The sequence below is a fragment of the Candidatus Delongbacteria bacterium genome (assembly GCA_020634015.1).
Lineage (GTDB): Bacteria > CAIWAD01 > CAIWAD01 > CAIWAD01 > CAIWAD01 > JACKCN01.
This window is the reverse complement of the sequence record JACKCN010000002.1, coordinates 563,917-590,804: the sequence shown is the minus strand read 5'-3', so window position 1 is coordinate 590,804 and position 26,888 is coordinate 563,917. Positions and strand designations below refer to the sequence as shown.

Here is a 26,888-nt window from a genome sequence, read left to right as displayed (position 1 = left end):
AGGCAATGGGTGCGCACCGGACATCCGCTGGCGGCAAGCTCCAATCGTGAACCGTCCTGCGTCAGCGGCGGTGCGCAGCGCCGTCCGTTGCACGCGGTTGCTTGCTGCCTCACAAGTCTTCCTCTTCCGTGAGGGCGAAGGTGCGCACAAGGAATCCGAGGGGCAGCGGGCTCATCGGGAAGACCACGTTGGGCAGGGGCGAGAATGGACTCTTGCGCAAAGCCACCCGGGGTTTGACGAAGCCGTTGCTCAGGTCGAAGTCCAGACTTTCCACCGAATACTTGAAGCCGGGCAGATCCAGCAGTTTGCGGATCCGACCGATGGTGGGGTCCGCCCCGCGCTCGTCCAGCGCCCACAGCAGGTTCAGGGTCACCTGACGGCCTGGCGCGGGAAGGCGCAGGCGCCCGGTGGCCGTATCCAGAGCTTCAAGGCTCAGGCCAGCACCTTCGAGATTGATCACCAGATCCAGGCGGTTCAGCTCGGCGGCCTTGCCCGTGAACAGCGAGCCCCTGGATTGGGTCTCCGTCCCGCTGAAGCGGAAGCGGCGACTGTCCAGCCCGCTGGCCCAGAGTTCCATGCCGTAGGCCGGGTTGTCCAGGGCCCCGGGCAGATCCAGCCAGGCCGAGCCCGCGATGGTGCCCCCGTAGGCCACCGCCTGCAGCTGCGGGCAGTCGAGGCGCCGCCCCGCGATGCGCAGGTCCATGGCCAGGTCTTCCAGAATCCAGTCCATGGCGTTGATCTCACCGATCTGCACGCTCCAGCCTTCGGGACTGAAACTGGCCACGCCACTGGAACTGCGTCCCAGACTGAGCTGGCTGTTCCAGTCGGCGGGCGGGCGTTCGAGACTGCCCAGGGCCAGGTAGTCCGGGTGCTCCAGGTCCACCAGCTGGCTCAGGTTCAGGTCCAGATCCATCCGGCTGATGGTGGCCATGTCCTCGTATTGCAGGGTCTGAATGGCCCCGAAGGACCAGGCATCCATCTGGATGAAGCGCTCGTCGCGCACCTGCAGCACGGCTCCCAGATCCTGGCTGCCGGTGAGGAGAATCCCGGGCCAGACTTCAAGCGGCTGCTGCTGGGTATCCATCAGCACCTGAATCACGACCTCCGAGCGGGGCAGCGCATTCAGCGAATCGGCGCGCGCCGTCAGGTGCACCGTGCTGGCATAGTCGGGCACGGCGATCGTGCCCTGCAGATCCAGTTGGGTCCGCAGTTCGCCGGTCAGCCGTCCTCCCATGCCGCTCAGAGTTGTCGGCAGGCCGCTGATGACCGAGCGCCCCAGATGGAAATCCAGGCTGCCCGCCGCGCTGTCGGGCGTCCACCAGCCACCCAGCTCCAGACCCAGTCCGTCCACCTCGGCCGTCTCCTCCAGCTTGAGCGAGAGCCCCTGGGCCACAATGAGCGCGTCCATGCGCACCGGCATCAGGGTGCTGTCCAGAGTCACGCTCAGCAGAGTGTTCATCTGCCCTTCCAGATGGGTCAGGATGGCCGCGCTGTCGGGCAGACGCCGCTGGATCATCGCCAGCTCCAGTCCGGGCCAGTCCATTTCAAGGAACCCGCCCTTGAAGAAATCCAGTGCGCCCTCAATGTGGATCGGAGCCAGTGGTTCGGGAGCCAGGTCTATCCGTTCCAGAATCGGCATGCCCTGCTCCATCCGACCGGCCATGTCAGTCGCCAGGCCATAGAGCGGAATGGCCATCGGGCTGGCCTCCCCCGGAATCAGCACGGTCCAGTTGCGGGGCAGCAGGTCAAGATGACAGCTGAACTCAGGTTCCGTGAGTTCGATCCAGCCGCCCAGGCTGGCAGCGCCGCCCAGACTGGGGTCGAACTGTTCGAGGGCAAAGGGCTCGCTCTGCAGGTCCAGGCGCAGGACGGGCAGCTCGCCTTCGGCCAGCCGGTCGACGGGCGGCAGGTCGAGGCGTGCACTGAGCAACAGTGAGCTGGCCAGCAGCCCATCGATGCCCAGGTCGGCATCCAGCGAGGACCGGGAGTCCAGGGAGGCGGCCCGCCAATTCAAGCCCAGGTTCAGTCCCTCAAGCACGGGTGCGCGCAGTGCGGGGGGCAGGGCGGCGATGCCCGTGGAATCCAGCCAGGGATCCAGGGCGGGCACGAGGCGCCGCAGGCCCAGATCCAGCCGGGTGTCCAGCGCACCCGGAGCGTCGGGTCGGGCGGGGTCGATGCGGGCGTGGCTGATGGACTCCAGTTCCAGCTCGTCGATGTGCAGCCCGAAACTGGGCCAATCGAGAGTGGGCAGGCTCCAGTGGCTGGCCAGCTCCACGGTCACGGGCTGGACCTGCCCCAGCGAATCCAGCTGGCCCGCGAGGGACAGATCAAGCTGGATGGGTGCTGGCGCCAGCTGCAGGTCCGCCAGACTGGGATCCGCCCAGGCGAGCCAGGGGCCGGCCAGCGAGGGATCCAGCGCGTGATGCACGCTCAGGGCATAACGATCGGGAATCAGAGGTCCGCTCAGATCCAGCCCCAGCCGACCATTTCCACCCAGAGGAAACAGGGCCCAGTCGGCATCCACGCGGATCCGGCTGCTGTCGCGCACGCTGGCCGCGACCGTCAGACCCAGTGCCAGACTGTCGGGGAGCGGCAGGCGCCAGTCGCCCTGCTCCAGGTGCATGCCGGGCATTGCCAGCGCCCAGTCCAGAGCCACATTGAGGCTGTCCTGGCGCAGTCCCGCCTTCCATGACAGATCCTGCAAGGGTGTGCCCGGCAACACCAACAGCAGTGGATCCATTCCGGGGCTGGGCAAGGGGCCGCCGGGCCAGCCGCCGCTCCAGTCCAGCTGCAGGCCGGTTCGCAGGCCTCGCGGCAGTTCCCCGTTGGCCAGGAGCTGAAGTTGGGGCCCGCTGAGGCCGGGCAGTTGCACGGTCAGTCCCAGAGGTGGACTGGAAATCGCCCATGGCTCACCCGGAGACTGCACGTCCAGATTGACCTGGAAGCGCCGCACGATGAGCGCGCCCGGTTCCACGCGTACACGCTCGTCCACCAGCCAGGCCGGCAACGCAGTGCTTGCGCTGCTGTCCACGAGCACGGAGTCGCTCTCGCCGGCCTGCAGCCAGTCGGGCAGCAACAGGCTGTCGCGCCAGACCAGGTTCACCTGAAGACCTTCGATCACAAGGGAATCCAGCAGCAGGCGGCGGGACAGCAGATCAAAGGGCTGCCAGTCCAGCTGCAGCCGGTCGAGGCGCAGGAAAGGGTGTTCGTGACCCAGTTGCAGGCTGTCCAGACGAAAGCGCGAGAGACCGCGCCGCGAGATGCTGGCCACGGTGAATTCCATGCCCGTGGCCGCCTCGATGCGTGGGCCGATGAAGGCGGCCAGCCGACGGGGCTGGGTGAACCAGAAAAGGAACAGCCACAGACCGGCCAGCAGGGCCAGCAGAACCAGCCCCGACCAGAGAAGGAGGCGACGCCAGCGCCCTGTTGGTTGGTGTGTGGGCGGGCGTCCGGGAGAGTCGCCCTCCTCCGGTGCATCCGGGGCCTGGATTCCGGGCTCAGCCATGGTGTGTGCGACGCTCCACGAAGGCTTCCAGGCTGTGCCACCAGAGCTCGGCCAGAGTGTCCAGCGATTGGTCGAGCCACTCGCCCACGCAGAATCGTTCGCCGCCCGTGGTGCCAAGCTGAGTGCAGGGCAGCTTGAGCGAAGCGGCCAGCGCCTCAATCGCCTCGCGCCTGGCGGGACGGACGCTGATCACGACCTGCCCCGGGCTTTCCAGGAACAGCAGACCGTCGGGACGCCCCTCGAAGGGCAGACGGGCCCTCAGGCCCACCCGGCGATCGGGATCCATGAGGCAGGCTTCGGCCAGGCAGACCGCCAGGCCACCTTCGGACACGTCGTGTGCGCTCTGCAGCAGGCCCTGCTCGGCCGCGAGGGCCAGGAATTCCTGGAGACGCTTCTCGTGGGCCAGATCCGGATCGGGCACCTGCCCGGCCAGGCTGCCGTGCAGACTCTCGAAGTACAGGCTGCCACCGGCTTCACCGCGAGGCAGGCCCAGCAGGAACACATTGTCCCCGGGGCCCCGGAATGCCGAGGGCACCGGGCGATCGTGTTCCAGCAAACCCACCATGCCGATCACGGGTGTGGGATTCACGGCCCCGGCGGGGCTTTCGTTGTAGAAGCTGACGTTGCCCCCGGTCACCGGTGTGTCCAGTGCGCGACAGGCTTCGCCCATGCCGGCAATGGCCTCGCGGAACTGCCAGTAGATTTCCGGATCCATCGGGTTGCCGAAGTTCAGGCAGTTGGTGATCGCCAGCGGGCGCGCCCCCGTGCAGGCGATGTTGCGCGCGGCCTCGGCCACCGCGGCCCGGGCACCGGCACGCGGGTCCAGCCGGACCAGGCGTGAATTGCAGTCGGTGGTCACGGCCAGGGATTTGCCGCTGCCCTTGACCCGCACCACGGCCGCATCGCCGCCGGGGCGCACGGTGGTGGCCAGTCCGATCATGTGGTCATACTGGCGGTAGATCCAGCGTTTCGAGGCGATGTTGGGGTGGGCCATCAGCATGCTCAGCACGGCGTTGAGGTCAGCCGGGCAGGCATGATCCTCGAGCCGGGGCCGGGCCAGCACCGCGAATTCCTCCGGCTCGCGCCACTCGCGGATGTACACCGGCGCCCCTCCACCCAGCACCAGATCGTGGCTGGGCACCGAGGCTTTCAGCTCTCCGTTGTGGTACACCTCGAACAGGCCGGTGTCGGTGACCTCGCCGATCCGGGCGCAATGAATGTCCCAGCGCTCGCAGATGCGCCGCACGGTGGCCTCGCGGCCTTTCTTCATCACCACCAGCATGCGTTCCTGACTTTCGGAGAGCAGGACCTCGTAGGCGCTCATGCCCGGCTCGCGCTGGGGCACCTCGGCGATCTCGATGCGAATCCCGGACTCTCCCTTGGCGCTCATCTCGCTGCAGGAACAGGTGATGCCCGCGGCTCCCATGTCCTGAATGCCCACCACATCGCCACTGGCGATCAGCTCGAGTGTGGCTTCGAGCAGCAGTTTCTCCATGAAGGGATCGCCCACCTGGACGTTGCTGCGCTTCTCCTCCGATTCGGCCGAGAGTTCCTCGCTGGCGAATGTGGCGCCATGAATTCCGTCGCGTCCCGTGGACGCGCCCATCAGGAAGACCGGGTTGCCGGTGCCGCAGGCGATGGCACTGGCCGTGCCGCTGTGGGTGACCACGCCCACGGTCATCGCGTTGACCAGCGGGTTGCCGTTGTAACACGTCTCGAAAGCCGCCTCGCCACCCACGGTGGGAATGCCCAGACAGTTGCCGTAGTCGCCGATCCCGCGCACGATGCCATCCACGAGCCAGCGGGTGGTGGGATGCTCGGGGCTGGGAAAGCGCAGACTGTTGAGGCTGCAGATCGGGCGGGCACCCATGGTGAAGATGTCACGCATGATGCCGCCCACTCCGGTGGCGGCACCCTGGTAGGGTTCCACGGCACTGGGATGGTTGTGCGACTCGATCTTGAAGGCCACCGCCAGGCCGTCGCCGATGTCCACCAGACCGGCGTTCTCTTCCCCGGCCTCCACCAGCAGGCGCCCCCCGCTGCGGGGCAGGGTCTTGAGCTGGGCGATGGAGTTCTTGTAACTGCAGTGCTCGGACCACATCACGCTGAAGATGCCCAGCTCGGTCAGATTGGGCATGCGGCCCAGGATCTGCTGGATGCGTTGGAATTCCTCGGGGCTCAGACCATGTTCCCGGGCCAGTTCCGTGGTGACCGGAGTGTCATTGTGATCGTGCATGGGTGGGGAATCTCTTGGGTTCGGAGTGCCCTGCGGTTGGCGCGGGCCACCGTGCGGCTGCTCGTCTGGATTGGGATCGGCCAGTCCCGGGCCGTGTGACATCTGCTCGGGGGACGGCGCAATATAGGATTCGCGGGCTGGGGCGGCAGATGCCCTTCGCTGTTTCGGCTGTTCAGCATCCGGCGGCCAACTGGAATGGGACAGAATGCGGTCCGCGGGCAGCTCAATGAAAATCAACCACTTGCGTCAACTCGATTCGAACCCTGCCCTAAGAGAGCGAGAGGCACGAAACTTGCAAGATTTGGCAGACCTTGCAAAGAGCGCTCGTCTGGGCGCCAATCCACCAGCATTCACCCCCTTGTTCCCACGGGTCGGAGCACCCGGTGGCGTGATGCTGCCCTCAAGCCAGGAGACCAGCGATGTCGCGACTCACTCACGTTCTGTCGGCCCTTCTGCTGGGGCTCGGTCTGTTCTCGCCCGTCTGGGCGTACTCCACGGTCAGTGGCAATGTCTCGGGCCAGACCTGGGCAGCGGGCACCTACCATGTGGTGGGCACCCTCACGATCAACGACAACAGCAGCCTGACCCTGGAGCCCGGTGCCGTGCTCAAGTTCAATGCGGGAGTCGGCATCGATGTCTACGGAACACTGGTCAGCAGCGGACTCGAAGGCCAACCGGTCATCCTGACCAGCGTCAACGACAACCTGCAGGGCGAGCAGATCCCCGGTTCCAACGCCTCCCCGACCGCGGGTGACTGGCGAAACATCTACGCCTATGGCTACTCCTCCAACGACGGCGTGCTGCAGCTGCTGCAGACCCAGGTGCTCTACGGCGGCGGCGTGAACAGTCCGGGCGGGGCGGCCGTGTATGGCAATGCCTGCGACAGCATGAGCCTGACCCAGACCCGGGTGGCCCAGTCAGCCGGTCACGGCCTCGCCACGGATTCGGTGAGTCCCTCGCTGAGTGGCTGCACGCTGGAGGCCAACCTGGGCCACGGCCTGTTCTGCACCGGCAGCACCCCCCAGCTGACCGACAATTTCTTCATCGGCAACGGCGGCTGGGGCGCGCTGCTGAACTCGGTGGCGCTCAGCGACTACAGCGGCAACACGGGCTGGTACAACGGGGTGAATGGTCTGGGGCTGAACGGCACCCTGTACTCCAGCCTGAGCTGGAACCAGCCCGATCCCGGTTTCCCCTTCGTGCTCAACGGCGTCAACACCATCTCCAACAATGTGACCCTGACCCTGCCCGCCGGAACCCTGGTCAAGGGCGGTCCTCAGGCCCAGCTGTTCGTCAATGGCAGTCTGGTCTGCACGGGCACCCAGGGCGTTCCGGTGCTCTTCGTCTCGCTGAATGATGACTCCCACGGCGGCGACACCAATGGCGATGGGCCCAGCAGCGGAGCGCCGGGCGACTGGCAGGGCATCTACCTCTACGGCTACTCCTCGAACCAGGGCGCCGGAATGCTGGACTGGACCACCATCCTGCACGCCGGAGGCTCCACGGGCAGCCAGGGTGGACTGCATGCGGCCTACTGCGACCAGGCGACTTTCGTCGGCTGCACCTTCGGCGAATGCAGCGCCTCGGGTCTGGTGATCGATGCCTGCAGCCCCGTGGTGAGCGGCTGCACCCTGCGTGACAATGCGGGCAACGGCCTTTACGCCGGAGGCGGTGGAGCGCCGGTGATCGAGAACAACACCGCCAACGACAACGGCGGCTGGGGCATCCGGGTTCTGGGCATGACCCTGACCTCCTACTCGGGCAATGTGGGCAGCGGCAATGGGATCAACGGATTCGGCCTGGCCGGCGTCCTCAGTTCCAGCCAGAGCTGGAATCAGCCCCTGCAGTCCTTCCCCTTCGTGTTCACCAACCAGGTCACGGTCAATGACAACGTCACCCTGAGCCTGCCCGCGGGCATGCTGATCAAGGGCATGTCCCAGTCCCAGCTGATGGTCCATGGCACCTTGCTCTGTGCGGGCACCGCCCAGGACCCGGTGCGCCTGGTGTCCTTCGCCGATGACACATCCGGGGGCGACACCAACGGCGACGGCCCCTCGACGGGCAGCCCGGGAGACTGGTTGGGCGTGTATGCATATGGCTATTCATCCAGCGACGGAATCGTCGATCTGGACTGGACCACGCTCAGGCACGCGGGTGGCAGCAGCGGCAGCCAGGGCGGATTGTTCCTTGCCTACTGCGATCAGGCCACTCTCGACAATTGCCAGTTCAGGGACTGCAGCGCCGACGGAGTGCTCATCGAGTCCTGCAGCCCCGTGATCACGGGCTGCAGCAGCTCCGGCAACCTGCGTCACGGGCTGTATGCCGGAGCGGGCTGCGCCACCACGCTGGTGGACAATGCCTTCACGGACAATGCGGGCTGGGGCGTCCTGCTGATCAGCGCCAGCGTGACCGACTACAGCGGCAACACGGGCTCGGGCAACGGCATCAACGGCTTCGGTCTCAGCGGAACGCTGTACTCCGATCGCAGCTGGTCCCAGCCCTCCCACACCTTCCCCTTCGTGCTGAATGGGTCGATCACCGTGAATGACAATGTCACCTTCACCCTGCCTGCGGGCATGCTTGTGAAGGCCGCCGACCAGTCCCAGCTGCTCGTCTATGGCAATCTGGTCTGCGCGGGAACCGAGCAGGCCCCGGTGCAGCTGGTCTCGGTGCAGGACGACAGCCAGGGCGGTGATACCAGCGGCAACGGGCCCAGCGAGGGCGCTCCCGGCGACTGGCAGGGTGTGTACTGTTACGGCTACTCCAGCAACAATGGCATCGCCGATCTGGACTGGACCGTGCTCAGGCACGCGGGAGGAAGCGGCGCCAGCCAGGGTGGGCTGCATCTGGCCTACAGCGACCAGGCGAGCCTCGATGATTGCACCTTTGGCCAGTGCAGCGCCAGCGGGGTGACGGTGGAAAACTGTTCGCCGGTTCTCAGCCGCTGTCTCATGGAATACAACTTGTCCCACGGCCTGTACAGCAACCCCGGTTCGAGCAGCCATCTGCTGGACAACCAGTTCGACCACAACGGCGGCTGGGGAGTCTATCTGAACAGCGTGACCCTGACCAGCTACAGCGGCAACACGGGCACGGGCAATGCGCTCAATGGGCTGGGACTCAGCGGCACGGTGAGCAGCACCCAGACCTGGCAGCATCCGGACGACCACTTCCCCTTCGTGCTCAACGGCACGGTCACGGTCAACGACGATGTCAGCCTCAACCTGACTCCCGGTCTGGTCTGCAAGTCCCAGCCTGCGGGCAGTTTCCTGGTCTACGGCAATCTCAACGCCTCCGGACAGGCCACGGCTCCCGTGCGTCTGACCTCGCTGCGGGATGACAGCATCGGAGGCGACACGGCCAACGACGGTTCCGTGGCTCCCGCGCCCGGCGACTGGGTCGGAGTATACCTCTACGGATACAGCAGCAACAACGGCAATGGCAATCTCAGCTGGTGCTACCTGGACTACGCCGGCAATGGCCAGGCCGCCGTGCAGGCCGATTACTGCGACAACCTCAACATCCAGCATTCGCGCCTGATGTTCAGCGCGGGCGATGGCCTGCGCGCCAACTACTGCAGCTTCAGCCTGGGCGGCAGCCTGGTGGCGGCCAACCAGGGTGCCGGAGTGTTCCACAATGGTTACACGGCCACGATGGGTTCCTGTTCGGGCGATGCGGGTTCGAACTGCATCTTCGGCAACGGCAGCTGGGCCCTGTACAACAACACGGTCAACCCGATCGAGGCCTGCGGAAACTTCTGGGGCAGCGACGATCCGGCCACCATTGACGCCATGATTCACGATGACGACGAGAATGCCAGCTTCGGTGCGGTGGACTTCAGCAATTTCAGCGTGATCGGCTGCGCGCCCGTGATCACCAGCATCACGGCGGTGGATGACGTGGTCACCCTGGAATGGCTGCCCGTGGCGGGTGCGTCCGGTTACATCGTGTACAGCAGCGCCACCCCGTGGGGTACTTTCACCGAAGATACCAGCGGAGTGTACATGGGCACGCAGTGGATGGCGCCGCGCCCCTCCGACCTCCACTGTTACCGCATCACCGCGATTCTCGAGTAGAGACCTTCAGCTTCGGTCTCCGGGGCTGGATTTCCTGAGGGGAATCCAGCCCTTTCTCTTGCCCCGGAATCCCTTGCCCAACAGGATGTCAGGCGGCAGGGACGAGCCGTTTCCGGCGTGTCGCGCCACCAGCCCTGCGGCGTCAGCCACAGGATCCTGAACGGAAAATGGGGCCGTTCACCCTTGGGAGTGAACGGCCCCATGGACTGTCGGTGCAGTGAGGCGGATCAGGGCAGGGCAATCACCCGGCAATGCCGCTGCGACGGGGCGGCAGGCATCAGGTCGGCAAAACCCGGCTGGCTGGAACTGCCCACCGTGATCCAGGCCTGACCGGGAGACTGGCGTTCCACCCGGTACTGACCGGCACCTTCCACGGCCGCCCAGCTCAGCGAAACGAAACTGCTGACCCGTGCGATATGCAGCACGGGAGCCGGCAGCACCACGGCCTGGCCGACGGTGGCCGACAACGCCAGCGCCACGCTCCCGGCTTGTGACCTCTGTTCGGGGGACGGCGCACGACAGGATTCGCGGGCTGGAGCGGCAGAGGCCGCATCCTGTTCCCTTGTACGATTTCGGGCGGTTCGCCGGAATCAGGACGCGGGATGGCCGAATTCATCTTTCAGAAAATCAATCTGTTGGCATCAGAACATTGCTGCGCAAGCCGAATCGGGCAAGGGGCATGAAACTTGCAAGTTTTGACAAGAATTTCATGGCTGATTCACATTCTGCCCTTCGCAGCACCTTGCACACCAAGAATTTTTCTGGCCGGGCCGATGTTCATGCCTTCCCGCCCAGCAACATGGAGAACGACGACCATGCAACGCTTCCTGTACTGGCCCGCCCTCCTGCTGGGCCTGGCCCTGCTGCCCGAAGCACGGGCCTACACGATTGTCAGCGGCAATGTATCCGGTCAGACCTGGGGTGCCGGGACCTACCATGTTGTGGGCAACCTGCAGGTGGACGATGAAACGACCCTCAATCTGGACCCCGGTGCCGTACTGAAGTTCAGCCCGGGAACCCAGCTGCTTGTGTACGGCACCCTGAATGCACCGGGGCTGTCGGATCAGCCGGTCGTCCTGACCAGTTCGAATGACGATTTCACGGGCGAAACCATCGATGGCTCCACAGGCTCACCCATGTCCGGCGACTGGAAAGGTCTGTACTGCTACGGCTACTCGGGCTACGACGGCATCATCTCGATGCAGCACGGCAAGGTGCTGTACGGTGGCAGCGCCGAAGCGGAAGGCAGTTCTGCCGTATACCTGTACTACAGCGACAGCGCCTTGCTGGAAACCACCGTGGTGGCCCAGAGCGGCCAATGGGGCATCAACAGTCTGAACTGCTCCCCCGTTCTGAGCGGCTGCCTGCTGGATGCCAACACGAGCGGAGGCATGACGTCAGGGGGTGGGGCCCCGGAACTGGTGAACAACACCTTCACCAACAACGGTGGCTGGGCCGTCGTTCTGGCTTCCGCCAGCCTGACGGCGTACAGCGGCAATACCGGCTCGGCCAATGGATTCAACGGGCTGGGGTTGTTGAATGGCACGCTGAACACCTCGGCCACCTGGACCCAGGCCGACCCCAGCTTCCCATTCATTCTCGTTGGAACCGTGAACATCGTCGACGAGGTCAGCCTGACCCTGCCTGCGGGCACCCTGGTGAAAGCCGCGGACCAGGCACTGCTGCTGGTGAATGGCAACCTGTACTGCACGGGATCATCGGGCAATGAAGTGCAATTCGTCTCGCTCAAGGATGACAGCCAGGGCGGCGACACCAATGGCGATGGGCCCAGTCAGGGATTTCCCGGTGACTGGCTTGGCATCAAGGGCTACGGGTATTCCGGCGCCAACGGAATCCTCGCTCTGGACTGGACCGTGATCCGGCACGCGGGCGGTACGACGGGCAGCACGGGCGGTGTGTTCGCCAGTTACAGTGACGACACCCAGCTCAGCCATTGCACCATCGGTCAATGCAGTGCCAGTGGCATCGTGATGGAATACTGCAGCCCCGTGCTGGTGGACTGCCTGCTGGAACAGAATCTGGGCCATGGTCTGGACGGCCATGGCAACGGGCCCACGGTGCTGACCGACAACCATTTCAACCAGAACGGTGGCTGGGGGGCCCAGCTGGTCAGTTCCACACTGACGGACTACAACGGCAACACGGGAACGGGCAACGGGATGAATGGTCTGGCCCTGAACGGGACCGTGACATCCGACCGTGTCTGGAACCAGCCGGATCCGGGCTTTCCCTTCGTGCTCACGGGCACCGTGGTGGTCAACGACGATGTCAGTCTCACCCTGCCGGCGGGCACCCTGGTGAAGGGTGCGGACCATGCAATGCTGTTGGTCAATGGCAGTCTCATCTGCCCGGGCACCGAAATGGATCCGGTGCGTCTGGTGTCGCTCAAGGAAGACGCATTCGGCGGGGACACGAACGGAGACGGCCCCAGCAGCGGCAGCCCCGGTGACTGGCTGGGCGTGAAATGCTACGGCTATACGTACTTCGACGGCATCGCCGATCTGGACTGGACGATCATCCAGCATGGCGGTGGCAGCAGCGGCAGTCAGGGGGGGCTGTACCTGTCCTACTGCGACTGGGCCCAGCTGGACGACTGCACGTTCCAGTCCTGCAGCTCCAGTGGTTCGGTCGTCGAGTACTGCAGTCCTGTGTTCGAGCGCTGCCTGTTCAACGACAATCGGGGCCACGGTCTGTATGCCGGCAACTCCACGGCCACCCAGCTGACGGACAACACCTTCGATGGCAACACGGGCTGGGGCGCCTTGCTGAGTTCCGTGACACTGCTGGACTACAGTGGCAACATGGGCACCGGCAATGGCATCAATGGCTTCGGACTGAGCGGCACGGTCTCCGCAAACCGGATCTGGAACGAAGTTTCACCAAGCTTTCCCTTCGTGCTCACGGGCAGCACCCTCGTGAACGACGACGCCAGCCTGACCCTGCCGGCAGGCACTCTGCTCAAATGCATGAGCAACGGCCAGTTGTTGGTGTATGGCAGCCTGATCTGCCCGGGAACTCCCGAAGCCCCCGTGCAGCTCGTCTCCTTCCGGGACGACAGTCAGGGCGGTGACACCAACGGGGACGGTCCCAGCAGCGGCAGTCCGGGTGACTGGCTGGGAGTGACCTGTTACGGATACTCGAGCAGCGACGGCATCGCCGATCTGGATCATACCGTGATCCGACATGCGGGTGGCGCAACGGGCGGTCAGGCGGGCCTGCGCCTGCAGTACTGCGACACGGCGACCTTTGAGGACTGCACCATCGGTCAGTGCAGTTCCAATGGAATCAGCGTGGAATACTGTTCTCCCGCATTCACCCGCTGTCTCAGCGAGTACAATCTGGCCAGCGGTCTGACGGCCACAGGGTCCGCCTGCGATCTGCTGGACAACCATTTCGAGCACAACACCTCCTGGGGAGTCTGGCTGGATGCAGCCACCCTGACGGATTACAGTGGCAACACCGGGGTGGGCAACGGGGTGAACGGTCTGGGCCTGAGGGGCACCGTCCACAACGACCGGACCTGGCAGAACCCGGACGCCAGCTTCCCGTTCATCCTGACCGGCACGGTGACCGTGGACGCCGGTGTCAGTCTGAACCTTGCCCCGGGTCTTGTCTGCAAGAGCCAGCTCACCGGCCAGTTCTATGTCTTTGGCACGTTGAATGCAAGCGGTCAGGCCTCAGCCCCCGTGCATCTCACCTCGCTGCAGGACGACAGCGTGGGCGGCGATACGGGTGGCGACGGCGCGATCAATCCCATGCCCGGAGACTGGAAGGGCGTGACACTCAATGGCTATTCCAGCAATGATGGCATCGGCAATCTGAACTGGTGCTACATCGATTTTGCCGGCAATGGGCAATCGGCACTGCAAGCCCAGTACTGCGATGCACTGAACATCAACGAGTCGCGTCTGCTCTTCAGCGCCAGCCACGGTCTGCGTGCCGACTACTGCAGCTTCTCGCTGGGCGGCAGCCTCATCGCGGCCAACCTGGGCAATGGCATTTTCCACAATGGAAACACGGCGAATCTTGGTTCCTGTTCAGGAAACGGAGGCGGCAACTGCATCCTCGCCAATCAGGGCTACGCGCTGTACAACAATACCAGCAACCCGATCGAAGCCTGTGGCAATTTCTGGGGCAGCGCGGACGAAAGCAGCATCGACGCCATGATCTTCGATGACGACGAGGTTCAGACCCTGGGTGCCGTGGACTTCAGCGGCTTCAACACCAACGGCTGCGCGCCCGTGATCACCAGCATCACGGCGGTGAATGACGTGGTCACGCTGGAATGGTTGCCCGTGGCGGGTGCGTCCGGCTACATCGTCTACAGCAGCGCCACCCCGTGGGGTACATTCACCGAAGATACCAGCGGAGTGTACATGGGCACGCAGTGGATGGCGCCGCGCCCCTCCGACCTGCACTGCTATCGGATCACCGCGATTCTTGAGTAGAGACCTTCAGCTTCGGTCTCTCGGGGCTGGATTTCCTTCGGGGATCCAGCCCCATTTCTTTTGACGCAGGACACCCCGGTCTGCGGGATTCTGTCACCGTGCAGGCTGGCCCAGCGGACTCAGTGAGACGCTCTGCCTCCCGCAGCGCGGGTCTCCCTTCTCCGGCCCGACTCCGGTCAAAGGAAATGGGGCCATTCACGCACCAGTGAATGGCCCCATTGACAGTCGGTCGCGTGATCCTCCGATCAGGGCAGGGCAATGACCCGGTAGAGGCGCTGGGACGGATTGGCGGGCATCAGTTCGGCGTAACCCGGCTGACTGGAGGTGCCCACCGTGATCCAGGCCTGACCGGGCGACTGGCGTTCCACCCGGTACTGACCGGCACCTTCCACGGCCGCCCAGCTCAGCGAAATGAAACTGCTGACCCGTGCGATATGCAGCACGGGAGCCGGCAGCACCACGGCCGCCCCCACGGTGGCCTGCAGGGGCAACGCCACCGACCCGGCTTCGGTATTGAAGGACAGGATGGAACTGTACTCGCCGGGCACGGCGCCATCGGCGATCACATTCAGGCTGACGCTCTGTCCGGGAGCCAGGCTGGTCGGCAGACCGCTCACACTGAAGCCGGCGGGGCTCACCTGCTGGCCCGAGGGATGCAGGGTGGTGTTGCCCGAATTCACCAGAACCAGGTGACCATTGAGCAGACCGGAGTCACCGGCGCCCAGGTCCAGCCCCGCGGGCGGCCAGACGGCCAGGGCAGGCTGGGACGGCAGGTTGGCATTGCCGCTGATGCTGGCCATGCGGTCCAGCAGTTCGGGATGGTCCACGAAGGGATTGCGATTGCCCTGAGCGGACTGGATGGCCGTGTTGCGGCTGCTTTCCTTGGTGCTCACGGGATCCTGGAGGCTCCAGGCGCGCAGCGTGGGTTCCATGTAATCCAGAAAGCCCATTGGGTTGCTGTAGTGGATGGATGCATAGAACATGGCGCGCGCCACATCGCCCTTGTGCTGGTCACGGGGTTCGAAGACCGTCACACCGTTGGAGTCGGTGCCACGATCGCAGCCAAACTGGGGAAAGCCGCTGGACGAGTTGACCACCATCCCGAAGGGCAGGTTGCCGCGACTGGAATTGATGGTGGACTTGGACGGAAAGAGATGATGCAGATCGGTGCGAATGCTGTCGCGCCCATCGAACATGCTCTGGGGCCAGCTGTGTTCGGTGTTCATGACGTTGGGATCAGGAATGCCCGAGGTCTGCACCAGGAAACCGGTGTACACACCTTCGACCCATCCTCCCACATTGTCGATGGTGCCGAACATCAGCGCTCGGGCCGCGTCGTAGGACAGCTCGGTATGCACGCGCTCGAGGGTGTACAACTGGCTTTTCAGTGCCTCGCCCGTCAGCCCATAGGTCGAATCCCAGATCGTGCCCGGCCAGTCGCCGGCAGCGCTCATCGCGCAAGCGGCCGCATCCCCGCTGCTCGACGCGACCAGGGCGCCCGCATAGGGCATGTTCTGCACGGGCTGGAACTGCCAGCCCACCTGAATGCTGTCGCCCGGGGCCAGCAGGGCCGAGGCGGGCGACAGTGCCATTCCGGGCACACTGGAGACCAGATCCTGCACGAGCACCGGTTCATCCCCGGTATTGCGCAGCCAGAGGCTGCCCGAGTGAACCTGGTCCGTGGCGCGGGTGCCCAGATTCAGACTGGTGGGATTCCAGGCCAGATCGGCGAGGGCGGAAGGGGCGGTACCCAGGGCGAGCAGAACTCCCAGGGACAATCGAGTGAACCGTGCGTGCTGTCCCACAGGACCTCCGTTTTTGACATCGCAGACAGTAAAGAACGCGGATGAGGACTGCAAGCAAAGCTTGCGAGAGTCTCATTCAGCTTTGCAGATTCTCTCCACCAGCTTCAATGACTCATCGAGCAGGCCCGTGTCGCTGCAGGCGACCCCAAGCACCTGTTCAAGCTCGTCACGGCGAGCCCCGCAGGAATGAGCACCGCGCAGATGGGCGCGCAGTTGCTGGCGCCAGCCCTTGCGGGCCAGGATGCATACCGCCAGCAGCTCCCGGTCCGCGGCAGCCAGATCGGGACGGGACAGCACGCGCCCATAACCGTGCTCAAGGATCCAGCGCAGCAGGAGCGTGCTGCGCGCGCCCAGGGCCGCCTTCACGATCGGGGCGTGCGGGCCGTAGACCCTGGCAAAGAGCTCTTCCCCGCGCCGGGTGTCGGCATCCGGGGATTCCAGGTCTTCGTGCGCCAGTTCAAGGGCAAGCTCCGGAGGCAGAGCCTCCATCAACAGACGCAGTGCTTCGATGGTGGTCGGGTAGCCGTCGAAGATGAGCAACTGCAGCGCCCATTCCCTGAGAGCCCGGGGATTGGTTCCCCGGTGAACCAGCGCTCTCAGGGTCACGGCGGCGGACTCAAGGTGTCCGGCCTGCAGCTCCAGGCTGCAACGAACCAGCTCGAGCAGGGTGCCCGGTTCCAGCCTTTCGGTGAGCTCGCTCCCCATGGTCACCCCCAATGCAAACGACGCGCACCCGAAGGTACGCGCCGTGTGACTCTGTCAGTTCCGGGACTGGCTCCCGAACGGAAACGGGCGCTCAGTTGTTCTTGATGCGGTCCAGTTCCCAGTTGGCCCGATCACGCCAATCGCGCTCCTCGGCGGCCAGGGTCAGCTGGGAGCGGGCTCCGGCAATGTCACCCTTGTGCTCCAGGGCCAGACCCTTCTCCAGATGCACTCCCCCGCGCACGAACTTCTTGCGGGCCCCCAGCCGATCGATGTTCGCCAGGCACTGGTCACTGGCCGAGATGGCCTGCTCGAACTGCTCGCACTGGTTGTAGGCGGTGGCCAGGTAGAACCAGGCCGCGGCGATTTCCTTGTTGCCCTTGTCGCGCAGGCCGTTCTCCAGAGCACCGATCGCCTCCTGGCAACGGTGCAGGTCGATGTAGGTGCGCCCCAGCCCTTCCCAGGCCAGATAATAGGTATCGTCGGCCTGGGTGGCCTTGCGGTAGTTCTCGAGAGCCGATTCCAGCTCCTTGGTGTTGTAATACAGGTTGCCCAGCTCGTACCAGGCCTTGGCGTAGCTGGAATCCTCGGTGCCGGCACGGGTGAAGGCCGCCACGGCCTCGCTGCGCTTGCCCGCATCCACGTAGGCCTGACCCAGACTGAACCAGGCCCGGGCGTAGCTGGGATCCAGCTCCGTGGTCTTGCGGAAAGCCGAGATCGAGGCACCCGTTTCGCCGAGACGGCTCTCGGCCAGGCCCAGGGCATAGAACGCCTTGGGATTGTCGGGGCAGAGCTCGATCGCCTTCTGGGCATGGGTCCGGGCAGCTGAGTAGTCCTTGTTGCGCAGTGACTCATTGGCGCTGTTGATGCTGACCTTGCAGGCCTTGTCCTTGTCGTTGGCCGAGCCCTGATTGGCCATCAGGGTGCGGATCTCCGAGTTGAGCGCATTGTAACGGACCAGCAGCTTGTCGTATTCGTCCTTGTTGGCCGCGGTGCCCATTTCCTTGACGACCTTGTCCAACTCGGCCTTCTTGGCATCAATGGCGGGGGTCTGGGCCTGGACACCAAGCGACAGCAGGAAGCTGGTCAGAATCGTCAGAATGGTCGTTCGCAAGGGGGAGGTGTGGATTCGCACGCTGAATTCTCCTCTCTGGAAGGCAACATCCGTTGCGGATGCACCATGGCAGGTCACCGGGATCGAACGGTCCGGATGACTTCCCGTTCAAACCTGCAAAAAACCCCGTCGGTTCCCGGTGCCGACGGGGTCATGCCCGAGAGCGGACTTGAACCGCTACGTCCGTTAGGACACCACCCCCTCAAGATGGCGTGTCTACCAATTTCACCACTCGGGCAAACGAATGCTAGTTGTCGGATTCCTTGTCGCCGGAATCGCCAGCGGGTGCGGTCTCTGCGGGAGCAGGATCACCGGTCACGGGCAGTTCCAGGGTGGGGATGCTTTCGCTGAAGCCTGTTTCCAGACGCTTCTGCTCCAGGGCTTCGCGGGTGACCACGGAAGTGCCTTCACGCGGAGCGCGCGAGAGCACGGTGGCCAGCAGGCTGAGCACCATGAAGGCGGCGACCAGATTGATCGTGACCTTGTGCAGGGCGTTGGTGGCCTGGCGAGTGCTGAAAGCCGCATTGACCGCGCCGCCACCGCCACCGAAGGCACTGGAGAGTCCGTCGCCCTTGCTGGACTGCATGAGGATGACCACCATCAGCAATCCGGCCACCAGGACGGCCAGGACGAATACGATCGAATACAGCATGGGACTCTCCGCGATTCAGATTACTGGAAGGAGCTTGTTGACGATGGCTGCAGGGCGTCCACGATGCCCTTGAAGCTTTCGACCTCGAGACTGGCTCCGCCGACCAGGGCACCGTCGATGTCGGGCTGACTCAGCAGCGACGCCGCATTGTCGGCTTTCACGCTGCCGCCATAGAGGATGCGCACGCTGTCGGCCACTCGGCTGTTGCCGACGCGGGACAGCAGCCCGCGAATCAGGGCGTGCACTTCCTGGGCCTGCTCGGGGCTGGCGACACGGCCCGTGCCGATGGCCCATACCGGCTCGTAGGCCAGAGTCACGCGGGCCAGCAGGTCGTCACTCAGGGTTTCGAGCGCTTGATGCACCTGACGCTGGATCACGCTCTCCAGCTTGCCTCCATCCCGCTCTTCGAGGCTTTCACCCACGCAAACGATGGGATTCAGCCCACTCTCAAGGGCTGCCAGCAGCTTGCGGGCCACCCATTCGTCCGTGTCTCCGAAGAACTGGCGACGCTCGCTGTGGCCGATCAGGACCCAGGATGCCCCCGTGCTGCGGATCATGTCGCCGCTGATCTCGCCCGTGAAGGCTCCACTGCGACGATCGTGGAGGTTCTGCGCGCCCAGGGCGATCTCGGTGTCGGTCAGAATCTCCGCCACGGCCGTGAGGGCCGTGAACGGAGGGCAGACCAGCACCTCGCAGTGCGACAGTCCACGCAGGCGAGCCCGAAGCTGGCGTGCCAGAGTGACCGCTTCAGCGTTGGGCATGTGCATTTTCCAGTTGCCGGCGATCAGCGGTCGGCGCATGGTTTCCTCCAGGTCCTGGTCCGTTGCCCGACGTGGGCGGAATCCGGGACAAAAATGAGCACGGATGTTAGCGGATTCTGTCCGCAGATGCAAGGTATCCGTCAGTTTCCGGTTCCAGGACCAGGACTCCGCCAGCCCCATCGATGCGGGCCGTGCCCCCGATGGGCAGGGACAGGCGCGGGGCCCTGTGTCCGAAGTTCAGCCCTTGAAGCACCGGGATACCAAGGCCATCAAGGTACTGCTCGAAGAGCTGGTTCAGGCTGAAAGTTGACTTTTCACGATCGGGCTCGTCGCACTCGGGAAAATGCCCCAGCACCACCCCCGCAAGCCCCTCGAGGACTCCGGCATTGCGCAGCTGGCAGAGGTGGCGATCCACGCGGAAGGGATATTCCCCGTAATCTTCAAGGAACAGGATCGCCGCGCGCAGGTCGGGAAACCAGGGGGTGCCCACCAGACTGGTCAGTACGCTCAGATTTCCGCCCGCGATGAATCCGGTCGCGTTTCCCGGGACGCGCGTGCGCAGGTCGTCCAGTGGAATCTCCTGACGCGCGGCAGCCACGAATCCGTGCTGGAGGAAGGGCCGCAATGACTGCGCACTGGACTCATCCAGTCCCGCGCCCAGCTCGCTGGCAGCCATGGGAGCGTGCAGGCTGCCCAGACCGCAACGTGCCAACAGTGCCAGTTGCAGGGCGGTCAGGTCGCTGTAGCCAACCAGCAGGGGTGCGCGCTCACCGATGGCCTCGAAGTCCAGGTGACGCAGCAGGCGTGCACAACCAAATCCACCCCGGGCGGCCATCACGATGTCCAGCCGCGGATCACAGAGGGCTGTCTGCAGATGTGCGGCGCGCGACTCATCCCGGCCAGCCAGGTGGCCATGCACATCCAGAATCCCGGGCGAGAGCCACACCTCGAACCCTTGCTCGCGCAACCAGCGGACTCCGGCGTCAAGCGCCTCGGCCTTCACGGGCCCCGCGGGTGCCACGAGGCCCACGCGGGGAGGAGTGCCATGCGGGTGGCGGGGCAGGCGAAGCGTCCGCATCAGTGGGACAGCTGGGCATCGGGGACCAGGCGGAACTCGCCGAAGCCGTATTCATCCACGAAGACGAAACTGCGGTCCGACTCGTGGTACACCCAGCGCTCGAGGGCCGGCTGGTCGAAAGTGCTCTCGAAACGCTCGCGCACGCTGGGCTCGCCGTAGAGGATGTAAACCCTCCCGCGATCGCTCTTCCAGCCCGGAAAGCGGGCCCAGGAGAAGCTGTTGTTGCTGATTCCCACCCGCTCGTAATACTCGCGCTTGAGCTCGTTCTCCTCGCTCTCGGGGTCGGGATCGTAGCGTTGCCAGAAGCGGTCGAAGAGGGTCTGGTTGTGTGGCGGCCGCGCGTTCTGGATCAGCTTGAGTTCCTTGCGCGGCGCGATGTAGCGCAGCTGGGCGATCGCGCTCTCCAGGTCATCCACGGTCTGGGGCACGTTGCGCCAGCGCACGTTGAAATCCACGCTGCGGGTGAGCGTGTGGGTCGAATCGGACAGCGAGAGCACCAGCCGATACTCGCCCGCACCCAGCTTGTCCAGTGGAATCCGGAACTGGTTGTGCGACACGCCCGAGCCGTAGCTACGCTGCACGGACTTCTCGTGGCGTGCCTTGCCGCGGCGGTCTTCGATGCGCGAATCCAGGGTCAGTGTGCGATCCCGGTCGGTCAGCACCTGATAGTACACGGAAAACTGGTTGTGCTCCTCGTCCAGCTCGTCGGGGCCGATGGGTTCCAGATCCAGGGGCGAGGCGGTGGTGGAATCGGCCTGGACACTGCGCCAGAGACGGCTCAGGTTCCAGCCGTCCGGGGGGGAATCCACGGTGAAGTTGCCCTCCAGACGGCGGCTGCGGCGGGTGTTGAGGTCCTGGAATTCCACCCACCAGTGATACTCACCCGGCTCCAGATCCATCTCGAAGCGGTGCCAGCGCAGGTCGTCGCGTCGATTGGTCTCGCGGTAGGCTTCGGCACCGGCGTGCCAGCGGCCGTAGCGGCTGACCACGGGACGTTCGTCCTGGAAGATCTCCAGGCTGATTTCATAGAGCGCGCTGTACACGGGCGTGTTGCCGTCACGATCGCGGTCGGCCTTGAGCATGGCGGGACCATCGCCCGTGCGCCGGAACTGCAGGTCCGAACTGCGGATCAGGCAGGTGAAGACCACTTCGGGAATCGAATTGCCGTCGGTGAAGTGGTCCGCGATGTCCACCTGGACCTCGGGCAACCACTCCGGCATGCCCGGCCCGACCTGGGCGAAAACGGGCCAGGCCAGCAGGGCACTCAGCATCAGGATGGCACTCAGAAAACGAAACATGGTCTTCTCCTGGGCCGGCACGGGGGCCTGGCCCGGCTGCTCAGCCGCGTGCGCCCTTGCCCTCGGTGGGCAGAAGCTCGGCGATCAGGTCATACTCCGAGGCGTCCACGATGCGGCAGTCGACGAAGGTGCCCGGTTGGCGCACGCCCCGCAGCTCCACCGTGTTGTCAATCTCCAGCGCATCCCGCCAGGTGCGGCCTTCGCTGATGCCGCTCGCGGGATCCACCTCATCGATCAGGATGCGTTCCACGCTGCCCACAAGAGCCTGATTGGCCGCCAGGCTGAGCTCCATCTGCTTTTCCATCACGCGGGCCTTGCGCTCTTCGGCCAGTTCACGGGGCACCTGGTCGGGCCAGTTGATACTGGGCGTGTTTTCTTCGGGCGAATAACAGAAGACGCCCAGCCGATCGAAGGGGCAGTCCTCCATGAATTCCAGCAGCTCCTGAACATGGCGTTCCTGCTCGCCCGGGAAGCCCACGATGATCGAGGTGCGGATCACCATGCCCGGGTTCAGCTCACGCAGCATGCGCATGGTGGCCTTCAGGCTGGCGGCGTCGCCCCGGCGGGCCATTTTCTTCAGCATCTCGCCCGAGACGTGTTCCACCGGAAAATCCAGCCAGGGCAGAATCCGGTCGCAGGCGGCGATGGTTTCGCCGAAGGCCCGGTCCACCTTGGGCGGATGGCTGTAGAGCAGGCGAATCCAGGGCACGGGCACATCGTTCAATCGCCGCAACAGCTCGCAGATGCGGTTGGTGCCCAGATCTTCGCCGTAGGAGGAAATCTCCTGGGCGATCACATTCAGCTCCTGCACGCCGCGGCGCGCCAGGCTGAAGGCTTCGTGCACCACATCGTCCAGGGGCCGCGACACCATCCGGCCGCGCATTGAGGGAATGCTGCAATAGGTGCAGTGCTGGTTGCAGCCATCGGAGATCCGCAGGTAGGCGCTGTGTCCGGGACTGAGCAGCTCGCGGCGCTCGAAGATCTCCAGCTCGGCGGGCAGGGGCGTGGAACCGTCCAGGCCCGTGTCGCGCAGGATGGCCTTGAACTCGCCGATGCCGTAGACCCCGTCCAGCTCGGGAATCTCCGACTGGATCTGCTCGCGGTAGCGCTGGCTCAGGCAGCCCATCACGTAGACGCGGCGAGCGGGGTCATCGGCCTTGAGCTGCACGGCTTCCATGACCGCGTCAATGCTCTCGGCCTTGGCCTCGTCGATGAATCCGCACGTGTTGACCACGATCAACGAGGCGTCCTCGCCGGACTCCACGAGGCGTGCCTTGCCCTTCATCAGGCCCAGCAGCATCTCGCTGTCGACCAGGTTCTTGGCGCAGCCCACCGTGTGCACGTAGATCGATGGCAGCGGGGACTTGGTCTGGTTGTCAGGCATCGAGTTCCAGTTCCTCAAAGAGAGCACGGGCGTAGGCCCCGGCGTCGAATGGTTGCAGATCGTCCAGGCCTTCGCCCACTCCCACCCAGCGCACCGGAATGCCCAGTTCGCGGTGGATCGCCAGGGCAATGCCCCCGCGGGCGGTACCGTCCAGTTTGGTGATCACCAGACCGTTCACTCCCGTGGCATCGGTGAAGAGGCGGGCCTGGGACAGTGCGTTCTGGCCGGTGGTGCCATCCAGGACCAGCAATACTTCATGGGGCGCACCGGGCAACTGGCGGGAGAGTACCCGGCTCATCTTTTCCAGTTCCTGCATCAGGTTGCGTTTGTTCTGCAGGCGTCCGGCGGTATCGACCAGCAGTGTGTCACAACCGCGTGCCCGGGCCGCGGACAGCCCATCGAAGGCCACGCTGGCGGGATCGGCCCCGGGGACACTGGAGACGAACTGGGCTCCCGAGCGCCGGGCCCAGGTTTCCAGCTGCTCGATGGCTGCGGCGCGGAAGGTGTCGGCGGCGGCGATCAGCACCTTGCGGCCTTCCTGGCCCCAGCGGTGGGCCAGCTTGCCGATGGTGGTGGTCTTGCCGGCGCCGTTGACGCCCACCACCAGCACCACCCGCAGCCCCTCGTCGGCGGGCAGAGCCAGGGTGCTGGCGCCCGCGTTCATTTCGGCCAGGATCTGTGCTTCGATCAGCTGCACCAATGGAGTGTCGGCATCGTTGCGGGCCACCTCGCGCAGGCGCTGGATCACGGCCTCGGTGGTATCGACTCCCAGGTCGGCGGCCAGCAGGATCTCCTCCAGCTCCTCGAGCATGGCCCGGTCGATGACACGGCCCAGACCCACCAGCTGGCGGATGCGCCCCCCCAGGTTCTCCCGGGTGCGGCTGAGGGCCCTGGAGAATTTTCCAAGCAGGCTCATGCGGGCTCGTCCCCTTCCAGGTTCCATTTCAACTTGTTGCGCAGGGTCTTGAGAAAGCCCTGCTCGTCCAGCGTGATCAGGCGGCAGATCCGTGAACTGCGCCTGACACGCACATGTTCGGACCGTTTGAGCCTGAAGGTCTCCTGACCATCCACGGTGACGATCAGCGGGCTCGAGGGCGTGCCGATCCAGCTCTCGATCACCGACTCGGCACCGATCACCATGGGCCGGTGGGAAATCGAATGGGCCATGCTGGGCGTGAGGATGATCGCCTGCATGGAGGGATCCATGATCGGTCCTCCTCCGCTCAGGCTGTACGCACTGCTGCCCGTGGGCGTGCTGTGGATCAGGCCGTCGCCTTCCAGGCCGAACACATTCACATGGTCGATGCGCGTGCGCAGGCGCAGGATGCGTGCCGGCCGCGCACTGTGGATCACGATGTCGTTGAGCGCATCGCGGCGCACGCGCACTTTCCCGGCGCTCGCGTCAGCCAGATTCGGGCCGATCTCCATCTGCAGCATCATCCGGGGCTGCTCGATCGCCCGGCCAGCGATCACTCGCTTCAGGCCGGATTCCAGCTCCTCCGGTGCCAGGGCGGTCAGGTACCCCAGCCGCCCCATGTGCAGACCGAGCACGGGGCGGTCCACCACCATCTGGCGTACAGCGCCGAGCATGGAGCCGTCGCCCCCCATCGAAATCACCAGGTCGCAGTGGGCCGACAATTCACGGGCGTCCACCAGTTCCAGATCCTCGGGTAGATCCTCGGGCCAGCAGCGCACGGCCAGGGCGTGATCCAGCACCGCCTGCTGCCCCAGCCGCTCGAGAGTCTCCAGCAGCTCGGGAAGTACGCTGCGCAGGTCCCGGGAGCGCGCGCTGCCTGTGATGCCGAAGATCATTGGCCGAAGAGTCCCGAATCGGGACCGGCGGAGTCCTGCGATCCCTCGTCATCCGGATTCCAGGTACTGAGACTGCCGTCGTCCTCGAGCAGGCGGGCCAGTTCTTCCTCCACCCGCCCCAGGCGTTCCTGACAGACCCGGTGCAGGCGCAGACCTTCCTGATAGCGGGCCAGGCATTCCTCGAGGGAGATGTCGCCCTCTTCCAGTTCGTGGACAATGTCCTCCAGTCGGGCCAGCGCGCTTTCGAAGGATTCCGTCGTGGCGGGTGCCGGGGTCTTCTTCGGGCTCACTCGGTGTCTCCTTGGGCTTCGGTGGGAGGAACCAGCCGGGCCTGGCGTCGCCCGTCGCGCAGCACCAGTTCCAGCTCGCCCTCGATGGGCAGGTCGACGGCGCGCCGCAACCAGTGTCCATCGGGGCCGTGCAATTCAGCAAATCCAAGTCTGAGCGCCCACTCGCGCAGGCGTCCCGTTTCCAGTCGTTCAAGGCGTGCGCCCACGGCCTGCAGCCGCTCACGGCGACGTTCGAGCTGCAGGGCCAGCGCCCGTTCCAGGGCCCGACGGGACCCGTCCGGTCCCCGTCGCCAGTGCTGCGTACGCAGGGCCAATCCCGCGCGCAGCCGGGGCCGCAGTCCGTGCAGACGCAGGGCCGTCTCGGCGGCCCGGGATTTCAGGACCTGGCGCAGACGGTGATACAGGCCGGGCAACTGGTCGCCCGCTGCCGCCAGGCGCCGCTCAAGCAGGGCCAGGCTGCGGGAAATGGCATCATCCAGAGCGCGACGAGCCTGCAGCAACCGTTGGCGCGGCTTTTCCAGTCCGCGATGCCCGGCCAGTCCGTCCAGCCTGAGGCGGGCAGTCCGCACGCGCCGCGCGACACCGCGCCCCAGCTCGCGACGCAGGCCGTCCAGCTGTTGGGCCAGCAAGCGGCTTTCGGGTACGGCCAGTTCGGCGGCCGCCGAGGGCGTGGGCGCCCGCAGATCGGCCACCATGTCGCTGATCGAGAGATCCACCTCGTGCCCGACCGCCGAGATCACGGGTATCGGGCAAGCCGCGATGACACGGGCAAGAGTCTCGGAGTTGAAGGCGAAAAGGTCTTCGAAGGATCCCCCGCCGCGCCCCAGGATGATCAGGTCCAGTCCTGGCACGGCCTGCAGGAGGCGCAGATTGTCGGCCAGAGCCTCCCCGGCTCCCGCACCCTGCACGGGCGTGGAACGCAGGGTCAGAGTCAGGCCGGGACGACGGCGGCGCAGCACCTTGAGGATGTCCTGAAGGGCCGCTCCCCGACGGGCCGTCAACAGCCCGATGTGTTGAGGCCAGCTGGGCAGGGGCTTCTTGCGGTCCGGGTCGAACAGGCCTTCGGCGCGCAGCTTGTCCTTCAGCTCGAGGAATCGCTGCATCAGATTCCCCAGGCCCGAAGGGCGCATGTTCTGCACATCCAGCTGCAGTCGTCCGCCGGGACCGTAGAACACGATGCGGACCAGCGCTTCAACCGCCTGTCCGTCACCCGGACGGAAGCTCAGCCGCTCGGCACGGCTGCGCCAGAGCACGGCACTGAACTGGGCATCGCTGTCCTTGAGCGTGAAATAGTGATGTCCCGAAGAATGGCGCTTGTACCCCGAGAGCTCGCCCCGGACCCAGACCGCGGGAAACTCGCGTTCCAGGTGCAGGCTCAGCCGCTGGGCCAGTTCCGCCACGCTCAGGACTGCCGATTCAGCCATGACCATTGTTCCGCCGTGAATGTCCGATGGGAGCACAAAAACCCCTGGTCGCGCCACAGGCAAGCCAGAGACTTCCCTTCGCGCGACCAGGGGCTGCCGGCAGCCTGCCGGAACGGGTGGCATTCAATGACACCATCCGTCGCAGGGGCTTTCGGAAAGTCCCTTGCTCCGTGAGGCTCCGGCTTGCCGGAGCTTCACGCCAGCCACATGCTACTTCTTCTTGTGACGGTTCTTGCGAAGCCGCTTCTTGCGCTTGTGAGTGGCGATCTTGGCACGTTTGCG

General features: G+C 65.0%; 17 protein-coding genes and 1 tRNA gene. 2 read left to right on the top strand and 16 right to left on the bottom strand.

Going from position 1 to position 26,888, the window contains the following annotated elements; all coding sequences use genetic code 11:
• Positions 1–109: 109 nt before the first annotated feature.
• Positions 110–3,505: a hypothetical protein gene (locus H6678_06460; protein ID MCB9473435.1), complete on the bottom strand. Its 3,396-nt coding sequence runs from the start codon at positions 3,503–3,505 to the stop codon at positions 110–112.
• Positions 3,498–5,741, bottom strand: a complete 2,244-nt coding sequence (gene purL / locus H6678_06455) for a phosphoribosylformylglycinamidine synthase subunit PurL (protein MCB9473434.1) — start codon at positions 5,739–5,741, stop codon at positions 3,498–3,500. The genes H6678_06460 and purL overlap by 8 nt, the downstream gene beginning before the upstream one ends.
• Positions 5,742–6,160: 419 nt before the next feature.
• Here purL and H6678_06450 point away from each other — a divergent pair, with 419 nt between their 5' ends.
• Positions 6,161–9,817: a right-handed parallel beta-helix repeat-containing protein gene (locus tag H6678_06450; GenBank protein ID MCB9473433.1), complete on the top strand. Its 3,657-nt coding sequence runs from the start codon at positions 6,161–6,163 to the stop codon at positions 9,815–9,817.
• Positions 9,818–10,044: 227 nt separating this feature from the next.
• Here H6678_06450 and H6678_06445 read toward each other — a convergent pair whose 3' ends face one another.
• On the bottom strand, positions 10,045–10,296 hold the full coding sequence (locus H6678_06445; protein MCB9473432.1) for a hypothetical protein: 252 nt from the start codon (positions 10,294–10,296) through the stop codon (positions 10,045–10,047).
• Positions 10,297–10,632: 336 nt separating this feature from the next.
• Here H6678_06445 and H6678_06440 point away from each other — a divergent pair, with 336 nt between their 5' ends.
• Positions 10,633–14,286, top strand: a complete 3,654-nt coding sequence (locus H6678_06440) for a right-handed parallel beta-helix repeat-containing protein (GenBank protein ID MCB9473431.1) — start codon at positions 10,633–10,635, stop codon at positions 14,284–14,286.
• A 245-nt stretch (positions 14,287–14,531) separates the two neighbouring features.
• Here H6678_06440 and H6678_06435 read toward each other — a convergent pair whose 3' ends face one another.
• The 13 genes from H6678_06435 to xseA form a co-directional block, all read right to left on the bottom strand.
• Positions 14,532–16,091 carry an endonuclease gene (locus H6678_06435; protein MCB9473430.1) on the bottom strand — a complete coding sequence of 520 codons (1,560 nt, stop codon included), beginning with the start codon at positions 16,089–16,091 and terminating at the stop codon, positions 14,532–14,534.
• 72 nt (positions 16,092–16,163) lie between these two features.
• Entirely contained in the window at positions 16,164–16,796 is a 633-nt protein-coding gene (locus H6678_06430) for a carboxymuconolactone decarboxylase family protein (protein MCB9473429.1), read from the bottom strand.
• A gap of 91 nt (positions 16,797–16,887) precedes the next feature.
• The gene (locus tag H6678_06425; protein MCB9473428.1) at positions 16,888–17,928 is read right to left on the bottom strand and encodes a tetratricopeptide repeat protein; all 1,041 of its coding nucleotides are present in this window, start codon (positions 17,926–17,928) and stop codon (positions 16,888–16,890) included.
• 133 nt (positions 17,929–18,061) lie between these two features.
• Positions 18,062–18,145: transfer RNA gene (locus H6678_06420), tRNA-Leu, on the bottom strand.
• A gap of 9 nt (positions 18,146–18,154) precedes the next feature.
• Positions 18,155–18,559 (bottom strand): preprotein translocase subunit SecG, encoded by a 405-nt coding sequence (secG, locus tag H6678_06415; GenBank protein MCB9473427.1) that lies wholly within the window; start codon positions 18,557–18,559, stop codon positions 18,155–18,157.
• A 20-nt stretch (positions 18,560–18,579) separates the two neighbouring features.
• A complete protein-coding gene (locus tag H6678_06410) occupies positions 18,580–19,359 on the bottom strand; it encodes a triose-phosphate isomerase (protein ID MCB9473426.1) in 780 nt (259 codons plus the stop codon).
• Positions 19,360–19,426: 67 nt separating this feature from the next.
• Positions 19,427–20,398: an LD-carboxypeptidase gene (locus H6678_06405; protein MCB9473425.1), complete on the bottom strand. Its 972-nt coding sequence runs from the start codon at positions 20,396–20,398 to the stop codon at positions 19,427–19,429.
• Positions 20,398–21,696: a GWxTD domain-containing protein gene (locus H6678_06400; GenBank protein MCB9473424.1), complete on the bottom strand. Its 1,299-nt coding sequence runs from the start codon at positions 21,694–21,696 to the stop codon at positions 20,398–20,400. The genes H6678_06405 and H6678_06400 overlap by 1 nt, the downstream gene beginning before the upstream one ends.
• Before the next feature lie 40 nt (positions 21,697–21,736).
• The gene (rimO, locus tag H6678_06395) at positions 21,737–23,080 is read right to left on the bottom strand and encodes a 30S ribosomal protein S12 methylthiotransferase RimO (GenBank protein MCB9473423.1); all 1,344 of its coding nucleotides are present in this window, start codon (positions 23,078–23,080) and stop codon (positions 21,737–21,739) included.
• Positions 23,073–23,996: a signal recognition particle-docking protein FtsY gene (ftsY, locus tag H6678_06390; GenBank protein MCB9473422.1), complete on the bottom strand. Its 924-nt coding sequence runs from the start codon at positions 23,994–23,996 to the stop codon at positions 23,073–23,075. The genes rimO and ftsY overlap by 8 nt, the downstream gene beginning before the upstream one ends.
• Positions 23,993–24,892: an NAD(+)/NADH kinase gene (locus H6678_06385; protein MCB9473421.1), complete on the bottom strand. Its 900-nt coding sequence runs from the start codon at positions 24,890–24,892 to the stop codon at positions 23,993–23,995. Before H6678_06385 ends, ftsY begins: the two co-directional genes overlap by 4 nt.
• Positions 24,889–25,182, bottom strand: coding sequence for an exodeoxyribonuclease VII small subunit (gene xseB / locus H6678_06380; protein MCB9473420.1), 294 nt, complete (start codon positions 25,180–25,182; stop codon positions 24,889–24,891). Before xseB ends, H6678_06385 begins: the two co-directional genes overlap by 4 nt.
• Positions 25,179–26,606, bottom strand: coding sequence for an exodeoxyribonuclease VII large subunit (xseA, locus tag H6678_06375; protein MCB9473419.1), 1,428 nt, complete (start codon positions 26,604–26,606; stop codon positions 25,179–25,181). The genes xseB and xseA overlap by 4 nt, the downstream gene beginning before the upstream one ends.
• Positions 26,607–26,888: the final 282 nt, after the last annotated feature.